Source organism: Leucobacter alluvii (assembly GCF_039530485.1).
GTDB classification, from domain to species: Bacteria; Actinomycetota; Actinomycetes; order Actinomycetales; family Microbacteriaceae; genus Leucobacter; species Leucobacter alluvii.
The window spans coordinates 153,451-168,225 of record NZ_BAAAOP010000006.1 but is presented as its reverse complement, the minus strand read 5'-3'; the positions used below and the strand labels follow the sequence as shown (position 1 = coordinate 168,225).

General features: G+C 69.2%; 16 protein-coding genes and 1 tRNA gene. 7 read left to right on the top strand and 10 right to left on the bottom strand.

Annotated elements, in window-relative coordinates; genetic code table 11:
- Positions 1 to 38 precede the first annotated feature (38 nt).
- From ABFX18_RS09320 to ABFX18_RS09305, 4 genes are read left to right on the top strand one after another with little or no spacing between them, the layout of a single operon-like run.
- The gene (locus ABFX18_RS09320; RefSeq protein ID WP_211649011.1) at positions 39 to 965 is read left to right on the top strand and encodes an ABC transporter ATP-binding protein; all 927 of its coding nucleotides are present in this window, start codon (positions 39 to 41) and stop codon (positions 963 to 965) included.
- The gene (locus ABFX18_RS09315) at positions 962 to 1,804 is read left to right on the top strand and encodes a hypothetical protein (RefSeq protein WP_346058123.1); all 843 of its coding nucleotides are present in this window, start codon (positions 962 to 964) and stop codon (positions 1,802 to 1,804) included. The genes ABFX18_RS09320 and ABFX18_RS09315 overlap by 4 nt, the downstream gene beginning before the upstream one ends.
- Positions 1,801 to 2,994 (top strand): sensor histidine kinase, encoded by a 1,194-nt coding sequence (locus tag ABFX18_RS09310; RefSeq protein ID WP_346058122.1) that lies wholly within the window; start codon positions 1,801 to 1,803, stop codon positions 2,992 to 2,994. Before ABFX18_RS09315 ends, ABFX18_RS09310 begins: the two co-directional genes overlap by 4 nt.
- Entirely contained in the window at positions 2,991 to 3,698 is a 708-nt protein-coding gene (locus tag ABFX18_RS09305; RefSeq protein WP_346058121.1) for a response regulator transcription factor, read from the top strand. Before ABFX18_RS09310 ends, ABFX18_RS09305 begins: the two co-directional genes overlap by 4 nt.
- Before the next feature lie 77 nt (positions 3,699 to 3,775).
- On the opposite strand, the gene ABFX18_RS09300 is transcribed toward ABFX18_RS09305, so the two are convergent.
- The 3 genes from ABFX18_RS09300 to ABFX18_RS09290 all read right to left on the bottom strand — a co-directional run bounded on the left by ABFX18_RS09300 (position 3,776) and on the right by ABFX18_RS09290 (position 5,321).
- Positions 3,776 to 3,866: transfer RNA gene (locus ABFX18_RS09300), tRNA-Ser, on the bottom strand.
- Positions 3,867 to 3,935: 69 nt separating this feature from the next.
- Positions 3,936 to 4,679 carry a DUF981 family protein gene (locus ABFX18_RS09295; protein ID WP_346058120.1) on the bottom strand — a complete coding sequence of 248 codons (744 nt, stop codon included), beginning with the start codon at positions 4,677 to 4,679 and terminating at the stop codon, positions 3,936 to 3,938.
- 81 nt (positions 4,680 to 4,760) lie between these two features.
- Positions 4,761 to 5,321: a phosphorylase family protein gene (locus tag ABFX18_RS09290; RefSeq protein ID WP_346058119.1), complete on the bottom strand. Its 561-nt coding sequence runs from the start codon at positions 5,319 to 5,321 to the stop codon at positions 4,761 to 4,763.
- Positions 5,322 to 5,706: 385 nt separating this feature from the next.
- On the opposite strand from ABFX18_RS09290, the gene ABFX18_RS09285 reads away from it, so the two are divergent.
- Positions 5,707 to 5,994: a hypothetical protein gene (locus ABFX18_RS09285; RefSeq protein WP_346058118.1), complete on the top strand. Its 288-nt coding sequence runs from the start codon at positions 5,707 to 5,709 to the stop codon at positions 5,992 to 5,994.
- Between the two features lie 150 nt (positions 5,995 to 6,144).
- Positions 6,145 to 6,636 carry an S-ribosylhomocysteine lyase gene (locus ABFX18_RS09280; RefSeq protein WP_346058117.1) on the top strand — a complete coding sequence of 164 codons (492 nt, stop codon included), beginning with the start codon at positions 6,145 to 6,147 and terminating at the stop codon, positions 6,634 to 6,636.
- A gap of 60 nt (positions 6,637 to 6,696) precedes the next feature.
- Here ABFX18_RS09280 and ABFX18_RS09275 read toward each other — a convergent pair whose 3' ends face one another.
- The 5 genes from ABFX18_RS09275 to ABFX18_RS09255 are packed head-to-tail and all read right to left on the bottom strand — an operon-like array spanning position 6,697 to position 11,166.
- Positions 6,697 to 7,410, bottom strand: coding sequence for an HAD family hydrolase (locus tag ABFX18_RS09275; RefSeq protein ID WP_346058116.1), 714 nt, complete (start codon positions 7,408 to 7,410; stop codon positions 6,697 to 6,699).
- A complete protein-coding gene (locus ABFX18_RS09270) occupies positions 7,407 to 8,159 on the bottom strand; it encodes a nucleoside phosphorylase (RefSeq protein WP_090151641.1) in 753 nt (250 codons plus the stop codon). The genes ABFX18_RS09275 and ABFX18_RS09270 overlap by 4 nt, the downstream gene beginning before the upstream one ends.
- A 52-nt stretch (positions 8,160 to 8,211) precedes the next feature.
- Positions 8,212 to 9,546, bottom strand: coding sequence for an amidohydrolase (locus ABFX18_RS09265; RefSeq protein WP_346058115.1), 1,335 nt, complete (start codon positions 9,544 to 9,546; stop codon positions 8,212 to 8,214).
- Between the two features lie 38 nt (positions 9,547 to 9,584).
- A complete protein-coding gene (locus tag ABFX18_RS09260; RefSeq protein ID WP_346058114.1) occupies positions 9,585 to 10,376 on the bottom strand; it encodes an SDR family NAD(P)-dependent oxidoreductase in 792 nt (263 codons plus the stop codon).
- 4 nt (positions 10,377 to 10,380) lie between these two features.
- Positions 10,381 to 11,166: an isoprenyl transferase gene (locus tag ABFX18_RS09255; RefSeq protein ID WP_090151835.1), complete on the bottom strand. Its 786-nt coding sequence runs from the start codon at positions 11,164 to 11,166 to the stop codon at positions 10,381 to 10,383.
- Positions 11,167 to 11,238: 72 nt separating this feature from the next.
- Here ABFX18_RS09255 and trhA point away from each other — a divergent pair, with 72 nt between their 5' ends.
- A complete protein-coding gene (trhA, locus tag ABFX18_RS09250; RefSeq protein ID WP_211649025.1) occupies positions 11,239 to 11,985 on the top strand; it encodes a PAQR family membrane homeostasis protein TrhA in 747 nt (248 codons plus the stop codon).
- 33 nt (positions 11,986 to 12,018) lie between these two features.
- On the opposite strand, the gene ABFX18_RS09245 is transcribed toward trhA, so the two are convergent.
- Complete coding sequence (locus tag ABFX18_RS09245; protein WP_346058113.1) at positions 12,019 to 12,546, bottom strand: gluconokinase; 528 nt, start codon at positions 12,544 to 12,546, stop codon at positions 12,019 to 12,021.
- Between the two features lie 197 nt (positions 12,547 to 12,743).
- Complete coding sequence (gene recQ, locus ABFX18_RS09240) at positions 12,744 to 14,771, bottom strand: DNA helicase RecQ (RefSeq protein ID WP_346058112.1); 2,028 nt, start codon at positions 14,769 to 14,771, stop codon at positions 12,744 to 12,746.
- Between the last annotated feature and the right edge of the window lie 4 nt (positions 14,772 to 14,775).

Sequence of the window (14,775 nt, the reverse complement as noted above, 5' to 3'; positions counted from 1 at the left end):
GGCTCTCCGTAGCGTCGGATGCAAGCGAAAGGTGCATCATGATTCGAGTTCAGACGCTCACGAAACGGTACGGCGACAAGACAGCCGTCGACGGGATCGATTTCACGGTGCGACCGGGAAAGGTCACCGGCTTTCTCGGCCCGAACGGCGCGGGAAAGTCGACGACGATGCGCATGATCGTGGGGCTGGATCAGCCGAGCGCCGGGATCGCCGAGGTCAACGGCCGCGCGTATCGCGACCTGCCAGCGCCCCTGCGAGAGGTCGGCGTGCTGCTCGATGCGCGCGCCGCGCACAGGCGCCGCACGGCGTACAAGCATCTGCTCTCGATCGCGGCGACGCACGGCATCGGTCGGGCCCGCGTCGGAGAGGTCATGGAGCTCACGGGCATCGATGCGGTCGCAACGCGACGGGTGGGCGGATTCTCACTGGGCATGGGCCAGCGTCTCGGTATCGCCGCGGCGCTGCTCGGGGATCCTCAGACGGTCATCCTGGATGAGCCGACGAACGGGCTCGACCCCGAGGGGATCCTCTGGATTCGAGCCTTGCTGAGGCAGCTCGCCGCAGCGGGGAAGACCGTGCTGCTGTCGTCGCATCTCATGAGCGAGATGGCGCAGACGGCGGATCATCTCATCGTGATCGGCCGCGGCGCGATCCTTGCCGACGGCTCGATGCGCGACGTCATCACCGGCGCGACCCCGTCCTCCGTGCGCGTGCGCACGCACGAGGTCGAACGTCTCATGGCGGCACTGACAGCGCCCGGCGTCACCGTGTCGATTCGCGCCGACGGCGCGATCGATGTCGAGCACCTGTCGGCGGAACAGGTCGCCAGCACTGCTGCTGCTGCGGGCATCGTGCTGCACGAAGTGACCTCCGTCGAGGGGTCCCTCGAAGATGCGTACCTGGCGCTCACCGCCGCGGCGACCGAGTACCGAGCGACCACGAGCCCTTCAGGAGCGAACTCATGACATTGACCGCACCCGCGCACCGGTCGGATGCGCGCACCCGCCGCCCCGCATTCGCCTGCGTCCTCCGCTCGGAATGGATCAAACTCCTCAGCATTCCCGCCTCCCTGATCACCCTCGGGGGCATCTTCTTCATCGGGATGACCGGCAGTCTCTTCCTCACCGCCACGCTCGAATCCTCGGGCGTGCCGTCGGTCCCTTCACTCGAACGGACGATGGGCGACGTCACGATGCCCATGGTGATCAGCGGGCAGATCATCGCCGGTATCCTCGGTGTCATGATGATCGGTGCCGAGTACTCCTCCGGCACGATTCAGCTCACCCTCGTCGCGGTTCCCGATCGCCTGCGCGTACTCTGGGCGAAGGCGATCGTCGCAGGCTCCGCGGTCACCGGAGTCGCGTTCATCACCGTGCTCGGCACGTGGGCCGCCACGTATCCGTTCTACGCCGAGCACGGACTCGCCGCTCCCCTCACGGGCCCCGGGGTGACGTCGGCGCTGGTCGGTTCGGCCGCGTACCTCGGCTTCTGCAGCCTGTTCGGGCTCGGCGTCGGAGCTCTCGTGCGGTCCACCACCGCTGGCTCCATCATCGTGTTCGCGGCCACGCTGCTCATCCCGGTGCTGAGCTCGGTGCTCCCATACGGCCTGCTCTCTCGCCTCATCCGCATCACGCTGCTCGGCAATGCCGGTGACGCGATGAGCCGGGTGAGCGATGGCTCCGGGCCATTCCTCGACCTGTGGTCGGGTCACATCAGCACAGCAGCAGGGTGGGTGATCGCCGCCGTCTCCGCCGGGCTCGCCCTGACTGCGGGGGCGATCGCATTGCGCAGACGGGACGCATGAGCGCGCAGCGAAACCGGCCCCCACGCATCTTCACCCGCGGCGACGTGCTCGCCCTGGTGGTCTACCTGAGTATCTCCGCCGTACTCGACTACCTCTCGCTCGAGTCCGAGCTGAGAACGCCGGCGGGGCCGCTGGTGCTGCTGTGCGCGGCCGGCACCGCGACGCTCTGCCTCTGGCGCCGCCGACCGATCGTCGCATTCGCTGTCGTCCTGTGTCTCCTGCTCCTCACCTGTGCCGCGGGATCCGGAGCGGAGATCGCGCTCGCGTTGATCGCGCTGTACCGCGCGGGGGCGGAGTTCGGCAGCCGTCGTGGTTGGGCCGCGCTGGGTGTCGGAGCGCTCGTCGCCTGCGCAGGTGCGCTGATCACCGCATTCCGCGTGCGCCTCGGCCCGCCGGTGCACGGACTCGCGCTTCGGGTCGACTGGGAGAGCTGGCCGACGGACTGGCTCAGCGTCTCGATTGTCCTCATCGCCGCAATGCTCATCGCTTCGCTGCTCGGCATCAATGCCGGGCATCGGAATCGGCAGGTTCGCGCGATCATGGAACGGGCGGAGCAGGACGTCAGTATCGCAGCGGCCGGCGAACGGGAGCGCATCGCCCGGGAGATGCACGATGTCATCGCGCACAGTCTGGCGGTGATGATCGCGCTCGCCGACGGAGCCGAAGCCACTGCGGCCGCGCGTCCCGACGAATCGAGGCGTGTGATGGGCCGGGTCGCGGAGACCGGCCGACGCACCCTGTCCGAGGTGAAACGCCTCCTCACCGCCGTTCGCGACGACTCAGGTGCAGCGCGGCCGATGCCGGAGCCGCCCACCATGCGCCACCTTCCGGCACTCATCGAAGAGTTTCGCGCCGCCGGCCTTCCCCTGCGACTCGATCAGGCGGGGGCGCCCGAAGCGGACTCGGCTGTCGGGCTGACCGTCTACCGGATCGTGCAGGAATCGCTCACGAACGTGCTGCGCCACGCGCGAGACGTGCGCGACGTGCGCGTTCGCCTCGAGTTCACCGAGCACGAGGCGCGCATCGTGGTGACCGACCGCTCTGCAGAAGCTCCGGCCGCTGTGGGACACGGTCGAGGCCTCGTCGGCATTCAGGAGCGCGCGATGTTCTACGACGGTGAGGTGCGGTCCGGCGCGCGGGCGGGCGGCGGCTGGCAGGTCTTTGTTCGTCTCTCGCTGGAGGAGCAATGAGCGAAGCGCACACGGGCACGAACGCGGGGGCAGGCTCGGACGTCATCCGACTCCTGATCGCCGACGACCAGGATCTCGTCAGATACGGGCTCCGACTCGTCTTGGACGCGCACCCCGGCATCGAGGTCGTCGGTGAGGCCGCAGATGGCGCCGAGGCCGTTCGGGCGGCCGGGCGGCTCGCCCCCGACGTCGTGCTGATGGATGTGCGCATGCCGGGGACCGACGGCATCGAGGCGACCCGCGAGATCACGGCCAGGCATCCCGGCGTGCGCGTGCTCATGCTCACGACCTACGACGTGGACGAGTACGCCTTCGGCGCGCTGCAGGCCGGAGCCGCAGGGTTCCTCTCGAAGAACACGCGCCCGGACGAGTTGATCGCCGCGGTGCGCGCGGTCGTCACCGGGGACGCGGTCGTTTCGCCGCGCGTCACGGCGAAGCTCATCGAGATCGCGGTGCCCCACCTGGCGAGAGACGAGGCGCCGGCCCGCGCCCACGAGCTCGACGCGCTCTCGGACCGGGAACGGGACGTCTTCGCACTCGTCGGTCGAGGTTTGACCAACCGAGAGATCGCGGCGGCCCTCCACGTCACCGAATCGACGGTGAAAGCTCACTTCGGGCGCATTCTGATGAAGCTCGGAGTGCCGAATCGCGTTCTCGCGGTGATCCGGGCGTACGAACTCGGCGTGGTTCGCGTCGAGCCGTAGCTCGGTGTCGCAACCGATGCCGCCGTGAACACGAAGCCCCGGGTCCTCGCTTTTGCAAGGACCCGGGGCTTCTCAACTGGCGGTGACGGTGGGATTTGAACCCACGGTAGGGGGTTACCCTACACAACTTTTCGAGAGTTGCACCTTCGGCCGCTCGGACACGTCACCGCGGAAAATCCTACGGGATGCGAACGGCTCGCGCGAATCGGGCCGTGGTGCGGCCCCGCCCGCGAGCCGTTACGCGGTCGTATTGATGATCAGGCCGATGTGCGTGAAGTAGTTGAGTGCCCCGAAGAGCAGGAACGCCAGCCCGGCGAGCCCCCAGGCGATGCCCGCGACGAGAGCGACGGGCCGCAGCTTCGGCCCTGCTGAATCGAAGCCCCTGAGGGCGAAGGGGAAGAGCACGGCGCCCACTCCGACGAGCGCGAAGAGCCCAGACATGAACGTCGCCTCCACCCACGGGTACTCGGCGAATGCACCCGAGATGGGTTCTTCCGGCGGCGCGGCGAAGAGCTGGAACACCATTCCAGCGGCGGCGATCCCGAACATCGCGAGACCCAGTCCGAAGACGAAGATCCCGAGTGGTCGGGCGGTGCGCGCGAGGTGCGCCCCGGGGTCTGGAGCCGTCGTGATGGCGGCGGAGCGGCGCCACAGCAGGAAGGCTGCTGCCAGCAGCAGGACGCCGAATCCGAGACTCGGCTCTCCGAAGATGATGTTGTCGAACGGGAAGTAGGCGGCGAGCGGCCAGGTCAGGGTCATATGCGCGCCGGTGAGCGTCAGGATGCTTCCGAGCACGCCTGCGGTCAGCGCCCACCCCTCGGGAGCGAACTCCCCTGGTTTGCGAAGCGCGCGCACCAGCCCGAGTATCCAGAGCAGCCCCGCACCCGCTGCGAGCGACATGATGGTGTTGTACGTGGGCATCAGCGTCCAATCGACGATGAGCCCGTCGGCTTCCATGAGCACCGGTTCTCCCCTTTCCATCGGCACCGAACGCACCGATGCCTTCAGGTGTACCGAACGAGCAGCAGCCCTGCCACCGCCTTGACGCGGCGGCCGCGCGAACTACCTCAGCCTGGTGTCCCAGAACTCCCTGAGCTGCTCGCTCTTGCGGAACACGATCGTGTCCCACTCCTCGTCGGTGGTGGTCGAGTCGGCGAAGTCGGAGGGGATCTTGAACATCTGCAGCGCGGCCCCGAAGCGCGCGCACACGCTGGCGTACGCGTAGGCCTCCATGTCGACGAGGCTCGCGCCGCGGCCTGCGATGGTCGCGCGCTGGGCATCGTCTTGCACGAACACATCGCCGGTCGCGATGGTGGCGGTCGCCTCCGGGGGCAGGATCGCGTCGCCGGCGGGTCGCAGCTCCGGCGACGGCAGCGAGAAGTCGTGCTGCACCACTCCGGTGATCTGGTAGACCGCGTCGAGCGATGGGCGCTCGGGGCCGTCGCTCACGACTCCTGCCGTTCCGAGCACCACAACGCGATCGACGGGACGCTCGGAGAGCTCCGCGGCGAGTGCTACCGCAGCGTTGACCTTGCCCACTCCGGTCACGAGGTGAGCCACATCGGAGAAGGCCGAAGCCTCGTCGCGGTGTGCGAACACGAGCAGGGTGATCGGTTCAGTCATCGGCGCTCCCAGCGGCGCTCGCGCGCCTATTGATCCACATCTTCGAACCCACACTAGCGCTTTTCGAAAATGTGTTCTAATATGAGGAGTCGGGTTCGCGAGCCGTACGCATGATCGCCGTTGAACGGCACGTCGAGATCACCTCAACTCTGCGTCACCAGCCGCGACACGCACCGAGCACCGAAGGCCTTCAGACGAGGCTGGTCCCCCGATGAGACCGGTGCAGTTGCGCTCCGCTATCGATCGCAAGAGATCGAACGGGCTGTACCGACGCAGCCCCGGCGAAGCAGCGCAGGCTCCCAGCGAGCCCACCCCCGAGAACTGCTCGGGGACGCGCACCGTGACGGTGCGCCACGAAAGGAACACCATGACTTCGCATACTCGTATGCCCAATATCGCAGACGTGCGGCCGGCGGCCGCTCCCCTGCGCACGCCCTACCACTCGCTCAGCGGAGCCGAAGACATGCTCGTGCCCGACTGGGCCCAGCGCCGCTCGGTCTACCGCAGCTCTGGCCGCACGCTCTACGTCGTCGAGACCGATCGTCTCGACGAGGCGCGCGGCGACCTCAAGCGCCTCGATCGCGCCGGCTGGAACGTGAGCGTGTCAGAGCGCCTCGCCGGCGACCGCACGCGGATCGCGCTGACCCGCAAGGAGCTCGCGCGCGCAGCGTAAACGCTCGCGTACGAAGAACGGGCCTGCACCTTCGGGTGCGGGCCCGTTCTCGTACCCGGGCCCCGACGCCGTTCAGGAGTCACGTTTCGTCATGCCCGGAGATGCCGTGCCCATGCTCGATACTCTGGTGCTCATGAGAAACTGGGTCGCATGAGCGACATCGAACTTGCCGAAGTAGAGAGCTTTTCACTGGATCACACGAAAGTGCTGGCACCGTACGTGCGCCTCATCGGCGTCGAGCGCGGCCCGAAGGGCGACGCGATCTCGAACTTCGACATCCGCCTGGTGCAGCCGAATGAGGCGGAGATTCCCACGGCGGGCCTGCACACCATCGAGCACACGCTCGCCGCGCTGCTGCGCACCCGATTCGACGGGCTCATCGACATCTCGCCGTTCGGCTGCCGCACCGGATTCCATCTCATCGCCTGGGGCGAGCCGAGCGTTGAGACGGTCGCCGAGGCGATCAAGAGTTCGCTGACCGATCTGGCGGAGCGCGTCACCTGGGACGACGTGCCGGGAACGGAAGCAGTGAGCTGCGGCAATTACCGCGATCACAGCCTGCATGCTGCGCGTGAGTGGGCGAAGATCGTGCTCGCCGAGGGCATCAGCCTCGACGCGTTCGACCGCTCCCGCATCGCGTAGGGGGTGCGTCGGAGCTCGCGTCGTCGAGCCGCAACGGCTGACACTGCGTGTCGCGGCGGGTTACGCCGCGGGCCGCGAAGCCCACTCGTCGATCAGACCGGGCAGTTCGTTCATGTCTGAGAACACGATCGACGCCCCTGCTCCGCGCAGCATCCCTGGATCGGTGCGCACCGGGCTGTCCGGGGAGAATCCGAACACCGTCGCGCCCGCTGCGATACCGGCCGTCACACCGGCGACCGTGTCTTCGACGACGAGCGCCGAAGCGGCGTCGACGCCGAGCGCCGCAGCGGCGGCGAGGTAGACGTCGGGAGCCGGCTTGCTGCGGGGCTGCTCCATGCCGCTGAACACCCGGTCGCCGAACCAGCGCCCGAGCCCGGTGACGTCGAGCTGCATCTCGATCTTGACGCGATCGGCGCCGGAGGCGAGCGCGAAGCGGTCGCCGAAGCGCTCGGCGACCGCCGCGATCATCGCCTCCACTCCGGCTACGGGTTGCACGCTGACGCGCAGGGCGTCATCCCGGCGTACATGGAATTCGTGGATCCAGGCGTCCGTGATCCTGAAGCCGGTGTGCGCGAGGATCACTTCCCACTCGTCCACCAGGGCCCGCCCGATGAAGGTGCGCACGGTCTCGTCGTACGAGATCTCCCAGCCCAGCTCGCGCAGCATCTCGGCGAGCAGCTGGATGGTGATCGTCTCTGAGTCGACGAGCACGCCGTCGCAGTCGAAGAGCACCGCGGAGAACGACGAGTGCGCGCTGCCTGCCGGTGCGCTCACGACACCAGCACGTCGAGCGCGGCGGTGAGCGCGGCGTCGACCGCCTGCACGACGATCTCGCGATACGGGTCGTAGTCCCCCATCGCGACGTCGGCCGCGGCGAGGGGGTTCCCGTCGATGGCGAAGACGCCGCCCGTCTCGATGCCGTGGAGTGCGGCGATGACGAACAGCGTGGCCGCCTCCATCTCGACGGCGACGACGCCGGCGCGCTGCCACAGCGGCAGGTCGACTCCGGTGATCACGTCGCTCGGGTAGAACATGTCGCCCGTCAGCACGACGCCGCTGTGCACGTCGAGCCCGGAACTGGCAGCACCGGCTTTCAGGGCGACCGTCAGTTCCGGGGTCGCGATGGCGGGAAACTCGGTCGGCACCAGCTGGTGGCTCACGCCGTCCGCGCGCACCGCCCCGGTCGCCACGACAATGGCGCCGTCGACGATCTCCGGCTGCATGCCGCCCGCGGTACCCGAGCGGATGATGCGGGTGACGCCGCCTCGTGCGAGCTCTTCGAAGCACACCGCGGCTCCGGCTCCCCCGACGCCGTGCGAAGCCACGGTCACGGGCACACCCTTCCAGGTGCCTGCGTAGACGTGATACTCGCGGTTCACGGCGAGCTGCCGCATGTCGTCGAGCCGTTCGGCGACGCGGGCCGCGCGCCCGGGGTCGCCAACCACGAGTGCTCGGTCGGCGAGGTCGGATACGCGGGCGCGCAGCAGGGGAAGTTCGGCGTCGGCGGGGAGTCGGACGGGCATGAGGACCTTTCGATGTGTCGGGGGATGGAATGCGTTGAGGGCGCGCGTGCGCTCAGTCGGTACGCGCTGCAGCGCTCAGTCGCGCGCGAGCCTCGGCGGCCCGCAGGCGGATCGCGTCGGCATCGAGCGTCAGGTGCTCGCCCTCCGCGTACACATGCCGTCCGCCGATGAAGACGTGACGCACGTCACCGCCCGTCGCGGAGAAGCCGAGGTGCGAGACGAGCGCTGCCGGCTCGAACGGAATAGCGGCGGATCCCGTGATGTCGAGCGCGATCACGTCGGCGAGGCGCCCGGCTTCGAGCGCGCCGGTCTCCGGGAAGCCGATCGCTTCAGCGCCGCGCCGCGTGGCGATGTCGAGCACGTCCGATGCGCGCACGATCGCGGCGTCCTGGCGCGCCCCGCGGTGCAGGATGGTGCCCATCTTGATCTCCTCGAAGAGGTCGAGCGTGTTGTTGCTCGCGACGGAGTCGGTGCCGAGCGAGATGCGCAGCCCGGCGGTCTGCCACTCCGGAAGCGGAGCGATGCCGTTGCCGAGCTTCAGGTTCGAGACCGGGTTGTGGCTGACCGCGGTGCCGGTGCGCGCGAGCAGTGCGATCTCGTCTTCGGTCAGGTGCACGCAGTGCGCGGCGAGCACCTCGGCCTCGAAGAGTCCGAGCGCGTCGAGATGCGCCGCTGGCGTCGCCCCGTAGCGCTCCTCGATCTGCGCGACCTCGGCTGCCGACTCGGAGATGTGGGTGTGAATCGGGATCCCGTGGGCGACGGCCCGCCGTGCGATGTCGCTCAAGAACTCGGGCGGGCACGTGTAGGGCGCGTGGGGGCCGTAGGCGATCCGCACCTGCGCATCGCGAGAGTACTGGGCCGCCAGCGCCTCGGTCTGCTCGGTCGCATCGGCGCCGTTCCAGGGCGAGACGCCGGGAAACCCGACCGCATCCGGAGCGAAGGATGCGAGCGCGACGAGGGCGCGCATGCCCGCGGTGCGCACCAGCTCGATGAGTTCGGCATCCCAGTGGTACATGTCGGCGAACGCGGTCGTGCCGGTCTCGATCATCTCGACCATCGCGAGCTGCAATCCGACTGCGACATCGTCGTGCGTGAGATGCTGCTCGAGCGCTTGCACCGCCGCCAGCCACGGCATGAAGCCCTCATCGTCGGAGACGCCGCGCAGGAGCGTCATCGCGGAATGCGTGTGCCCGTTCACGAGTCCGGGCATGAGCACCTGCCCCGCGAGTTCGTGCACCACGCGGTCGCTCGCCGACGCCGCATCCGGGCGCGCGGATCCGGCGTACGTGATCCGTCCCGAGCCGTCGAAGGCGAGTTCGGCGTCGGCGACCACACCCGCAGGCGTCAGCATCGCGTCGGCGCGCAGCACCGTCTCGTAATCGCTCATCCGCAGCTCCGTTCTCGATTCGGGAAGAGGGTCATCGGTCACCAGCCCGGCGTGGCCAGCATGCCGCCGTCGACGGCCAGATCCTGCCCGGTGATGAACCCGGCAGCCGGTGACGCGAGCAGCACGCACGCGCCGCCGATGTCGGCCGCAGTGGCGAGTCGGCCGAGCGGGGCTCGGCTCGTCCAGCTCGCGACCCCCTCCGGCCAGGCGTCCGCGAGACCGGGTCGGTCGACGAGACCGGGCGACACGGAGTTGACGCGGATGCCGAGCGGACCGAGTTCCAGCGCCGCCGCGCGGGCGTGCATCACGAGCCCCGCCTTCGCCGCGGCGTAGTGCGCGTGCGCCGGGCTCGGCCGGGATGCCTCGATCGAGGCGATGTGCGTGATCCACCGGTCGCCGCCGGTCGCGCGCTCCATCACCGCGGCCGCGGCCTGCGAGAGCTCGAACACCGCTCCGAGGTTCGTGCCGAGCACCTCGTCCCACTCACTCCTCGTCGTATCGGCGAGCATCGCAAGCGGCTGCACTCCGGCGTTGTTGACGAGTCCGTCGAGACCGCCGAGGGCCGCCACGGCGTCATCGACCAGCGACGATGCGGCACCCGCGAGGGCGAGGTCGGCGCGCACGGTCTCGACCTCAGCGCCGGCTTCACGCAGCTCCCGCACGAGCGCGCCCACGGCATCGCTCGATTCCCGGGTCGCGCCACGGTAGTGCACGGCGAGGCGCGCGCCAGCAGCCGCGAACGCGCGTGCGATGCCGCCCCCGATACCGCCGGAGGCGCCCGTGATCAGCACCCGCTGACCTGCGAGATCCGGCAATCCGTGTCCCACCATCTGTTCAGCCCCCCATCCGTCGTTGCCGAGACGAGTAGTCGCGCAGCGCGCGCAGCAGGTCCACCTCGCGCAGGTCCGGGTACAGCGCTTCCACGAAGTAGAACTCGGAGTGCGCCGACTGCCAGATCATGAAGTCGGAGAGCCGCTGCTCACCTGAGGTGCGAATCACGAGATCGGGATCCGCCTGCCCCCGGGTCCAGAGATGCTCACCGATGAGCTCGGGCGTCAATCGCTCGGCGAGCGTGTCGATGGTGCCGCCGGCCGCCTGATGCTCGGCGATGACGCTGTGCATCGCCGCGGTGATCTCGCTGCGGCCGCCGTAGCCGACGGCGAGGTTGATGTGCAGGCCGTCACGATCGGCGGTCGACTGCTCGGCCGCACGCAGGGCGTCGGTCAGTTCCGACGACAGCCCGTCGCACGTGCCGACGTGCTTCACGCGCCACCCCGGGTGCTCGGCGAGGAGTTCGGCGAGTTCCGCGATGATGCCGAAGAGGTCGTCGAGTTCCTGGCGATCCCGCGCGCCCAGGTTGTCCGCGGAGAGCAGGTACAGCGTGACGGTGCCGACTCCGACCTCTTCGCACCAGCCGAGGAACTCGGGGATCTTGCGGGCTCCGGCGCGATGCCCGAAGGCGGCGCGCTCCTGGAGACGCTGTTTCGCCCACCGACGATTCCCGTCGACGATCACGGCGATGTGCTGGGGAACCTGGCGCCGATCGATCTCGCGGCGCAGGCGCCGCTGGTACAGCCGGTAGAGCAGACCGGCCCGCGGATTCGACGGCTGGGCACTCACGTTCCGAGTGTACCGGCTCGACCTGATGCGCGCCCGTCGCGAGGAGGAGGCCGGGACCATACACTCGAGGTCATGACGTCGCAGGAGGAACGACCGCTGCCCGAACCCGATCGCCTCTCGATCCCGCTCCTCGAAGACGCCATCGATCACCCGCAGGAGCAGCCGGGTGCCACGCTCGAGGCGAAGCCGACGTGGCGGGGCTGGATCCACGCGGGGACCTTCCCGCTCACGATCGTGGCGGGGATCGTGCTCATCAGCGTCGCCGACGGGCCGCTGGCGAAGTGGGCGTCGCTCGTCTACACGCTCTCGAGCATGCTCCTCTTCGGGGTCTCGGCGCTCTACCACCGCGGCAACTGGAAGCCGAGCACGCGGCAGGTGTTCCGGCGCCTCGACCACGCCAACATCTTCGTGCTGATCGCCGGAACGTACACGCCGATCGCGCTCCTCGCGCTGCCGCTCGACAAGGGCGTGCTGCTGCTCGTGCTGGTCTGGGTGGGCGCCCTGCTCGGCATCGGATTCCGGGTGTTCTGGCTCGGCGCGCCGCGATGGCTGTACGTGCCCCTGTACGTGCTGCTCGGCTGGGCCGCCATGATGTACATCGTCGATATCGCGCACGCGAACTTCGCGGCGATGGTGCTCGTGGTGGTCGGCGGTCTGCTCTACACGCTCGGCTCCGTGATCTACGGCACGAAGCGCCCGAACCCGATTCCCGGCGTCTTCGGGTTCCACGAGATCTTCCACGCGCTCACCGTGGTCGCCTTCCTCTGCCACTGGACGGCGGCGCTCCTGCTCGCGCTCGACCCGTTCTTCCTGCGGTAGCGCTCGCGGTCGGAGTGCCGCCGCCCCACGCGATCACTGGCGATGCGGGTGCGCCGCGACCACGGCCACGATCCGTTCCACCGGCAGCGCCGCGTCGACGGTGATGCCCGGCTCATCCTGAGCGAGCGGCTCGAGGATCTCGAGCTGCGAATCGAGCAATCCGGCCGGCATGAAGTGGCCGACGCGCACCTCCAGGCGGGCGAGCAGTTGGTCACGGGGCACATCGAGCTGCACGAACCACAGCGGTACCGCCGTCGCGGCGCGCAGTCGATCGCGATACGTGCGTCGCAGGGCAGAGCATGCCACGGTCACCGCATGGCCCTCGCCCGCCGCACGCGCGATGCTCGCGCCGACGCGGTCGAGCCAGGGCCAGCGATCCGCGTCGGTCAGCGGTCTGCCGCGCCGCATCTGATCGACCGCTTTCGCCGAGTGCAGGTCGTCGGCGTCGATGCAGAGGCCGCCGCGTGCGGCGGCGAGCGCGGCGGCGACGGTGCTCTTGCCCGCGCCGGAGACCCCCATCACGACGAGCACCCGCCCGGCGAGCTGCGAGCCGGCGGCCATGTCGGCGGAGGTACGTTCCGTGCGCTTCAGTGTGCCACGCGATGTGCTGCACCTCTGTGCGGGGTTTCGGAACGGCACAGACCTCGGCTTCGGTGAGCAGCGGGGCTTCGGTGAGGCGGATACCGCCGATCCGGTCTCACGGTCGCTGAATCCCTCACCGTAGCCGCCGGAGCCGCTTCGGCACCCCGAATGCCCCGCTATCCCCCAGCCGCGAGCGTCTCAAGCACGGCGGCCCCGTACCGCTCGAGCTTGACCTGCCCGATGCCGGAGATCGCGAGCAGTTCTTCGTCAGTCTTCGGCTCGTGCACGGCCAGGGCGGCGAGGGTGGCGTCGCCGAATACGACGTATCCCGGCACGCCCTGGGTGCGCGCTTCGCCGGCCCGCCAGGCGCGGAGGCGTTCGAAGATCTCGGCCTGATCCGGCGTCAGGTCGGCCGCGGCTGCCGAGCGCTTCTCGCCGCCGCCGCTCCGGGAGGCGCGCCCACGGCCGCCGGAGGAGGCGCGGGTGACGACCTCCTCGCGCATCATCACCGCTTCCTCGCCGCGCAGCACCGGCTTCGCCGCTTCGGTCGGAGCGAGCACACCCCACTCGCCCTGCGCTTCGAGCAAACCGGCCGCGAGCAGGTGGCGCACGACACCGCGCCACTGCGCGACCGACCACTCGGTGCCGATGCCCCAGGTCGAGAGCTCGTCGAGCCGCATCTGCGTTGCGCGCTCCGATGTGACACCGCGCAAGACATCGATGTGCTGACCGGCGGCGTACGTGCGATTGCGCTCCTTCTGCGTGCGAATGACGGTCGACAGCAGCATCTGCGACGGGATCGTCGCATCCCAGAGCTTGGGCGGCGTCAGGCAGACGTCGCAATTGCCGCACGGCTCCGTCCGCTCTTCACCGAAGTACCGCAGCAGGAACACGCGGCGGCACTGCACGCCTTCGCAGAGCGCGAGCATCGCGTTGAGGTGCCTCGTCTGGCTCGCTCGCGTCGCCTGATCGCCGTCGCCAGACTCGATCATCTGCCGCTGCTGCACCACGTCTTGGAGCCCGTACGCGAGCCAGGTGTCTGACGGGAGACCGTCGCGACCGGCGCGGCCCGTCTCCTGGTAGTAGCCCTCCACGGATTTCGGCAGATCGATGTGCGCGACGAAGCGCACATCGGGCTTGTCGATGCCCATGCCGAACGCGATCGTCGCGACGACCACGACCCCGTCCTCCCGGAGAAAGCGCGTCTGCGCATCGAGCCTCACGTGCGCCGGGAGCCCCGCGTGGTAGGCGACGGCGTCGACTCCCGCGTCGCGCAGCGCAGCCGCGGTCTGCTCGACGCGCTTGCGGCTGAGGGCGTACACGATGCCGGCTTCCCCGGCATGCTCCCCGCGCACGAAGTTGATGAGCTGGGCGCGCGCGTTCTGCTTCGATTCGATGCGGTAGCGGATGTTGGGCCGATCGAAGCTCGACACGAAGTGCCGCGCACGCTGCAGGTGGAGGCGTTCGGTGATCTCACGGTGCGTCTCGGGCGTCGCCGTGGCGGTCAGCGCGATGCGCGGCACATCCGGCCAGCGCTCGGCGAGCGCTCCGAGCCGCAGGTAGTCGGGCCTGAAGTCGTGCCCCCACTGGGAGACGCAATGGGCCTCGTCGATCGCGAAGAGCGCGATGCGACCCTGCGCCAGCAGCTCGACCGTTCCGGGTGCCGACAGTCGCTCGGGTGCGAGGTAGAGCACGTCGAGCTGCCCGTCGCGATACGCCTGCTCGACGGCGCGGCGATCCTCGATCGACATCGCCGCGTTCAGCGCGGCCGCGCGCACGCCGACGAGCTGCAGTGCGGCGACCTGATCGTGCATCAGCGCGACGAGCGGCGACAGCACGATGCCGGTGCCCTCGCGCACGAGCGACGGAATCTGGTAGCAGATCGACTTGCCGCCGCCGGTGGGCATGAGCACCACCGCGTCACCGCCGCCGATGACCTGCCGGATGATGTCTTCCTGCTCGCCGCGGAACGCGTCGTACCCGAACACCTCGGCGAGGACCTCGCGCGGGTCTCGCCCGACCTGCGGTCCCGCCACCTGATCACCGGATTGAGCGGTCGCGCCGACACGACTGCTTCCGGGCGCGGGCGCACGCAGATCGTCGGGTGCCGGCGCGCCCCACGCTTCGCCGGGCCAGCGCTCGTCGTCGCCGAAGTCGAAGTCGGCGCTCTGCTCGTCCGGTACCGACGCCCAACCGCCCGTCACGCGT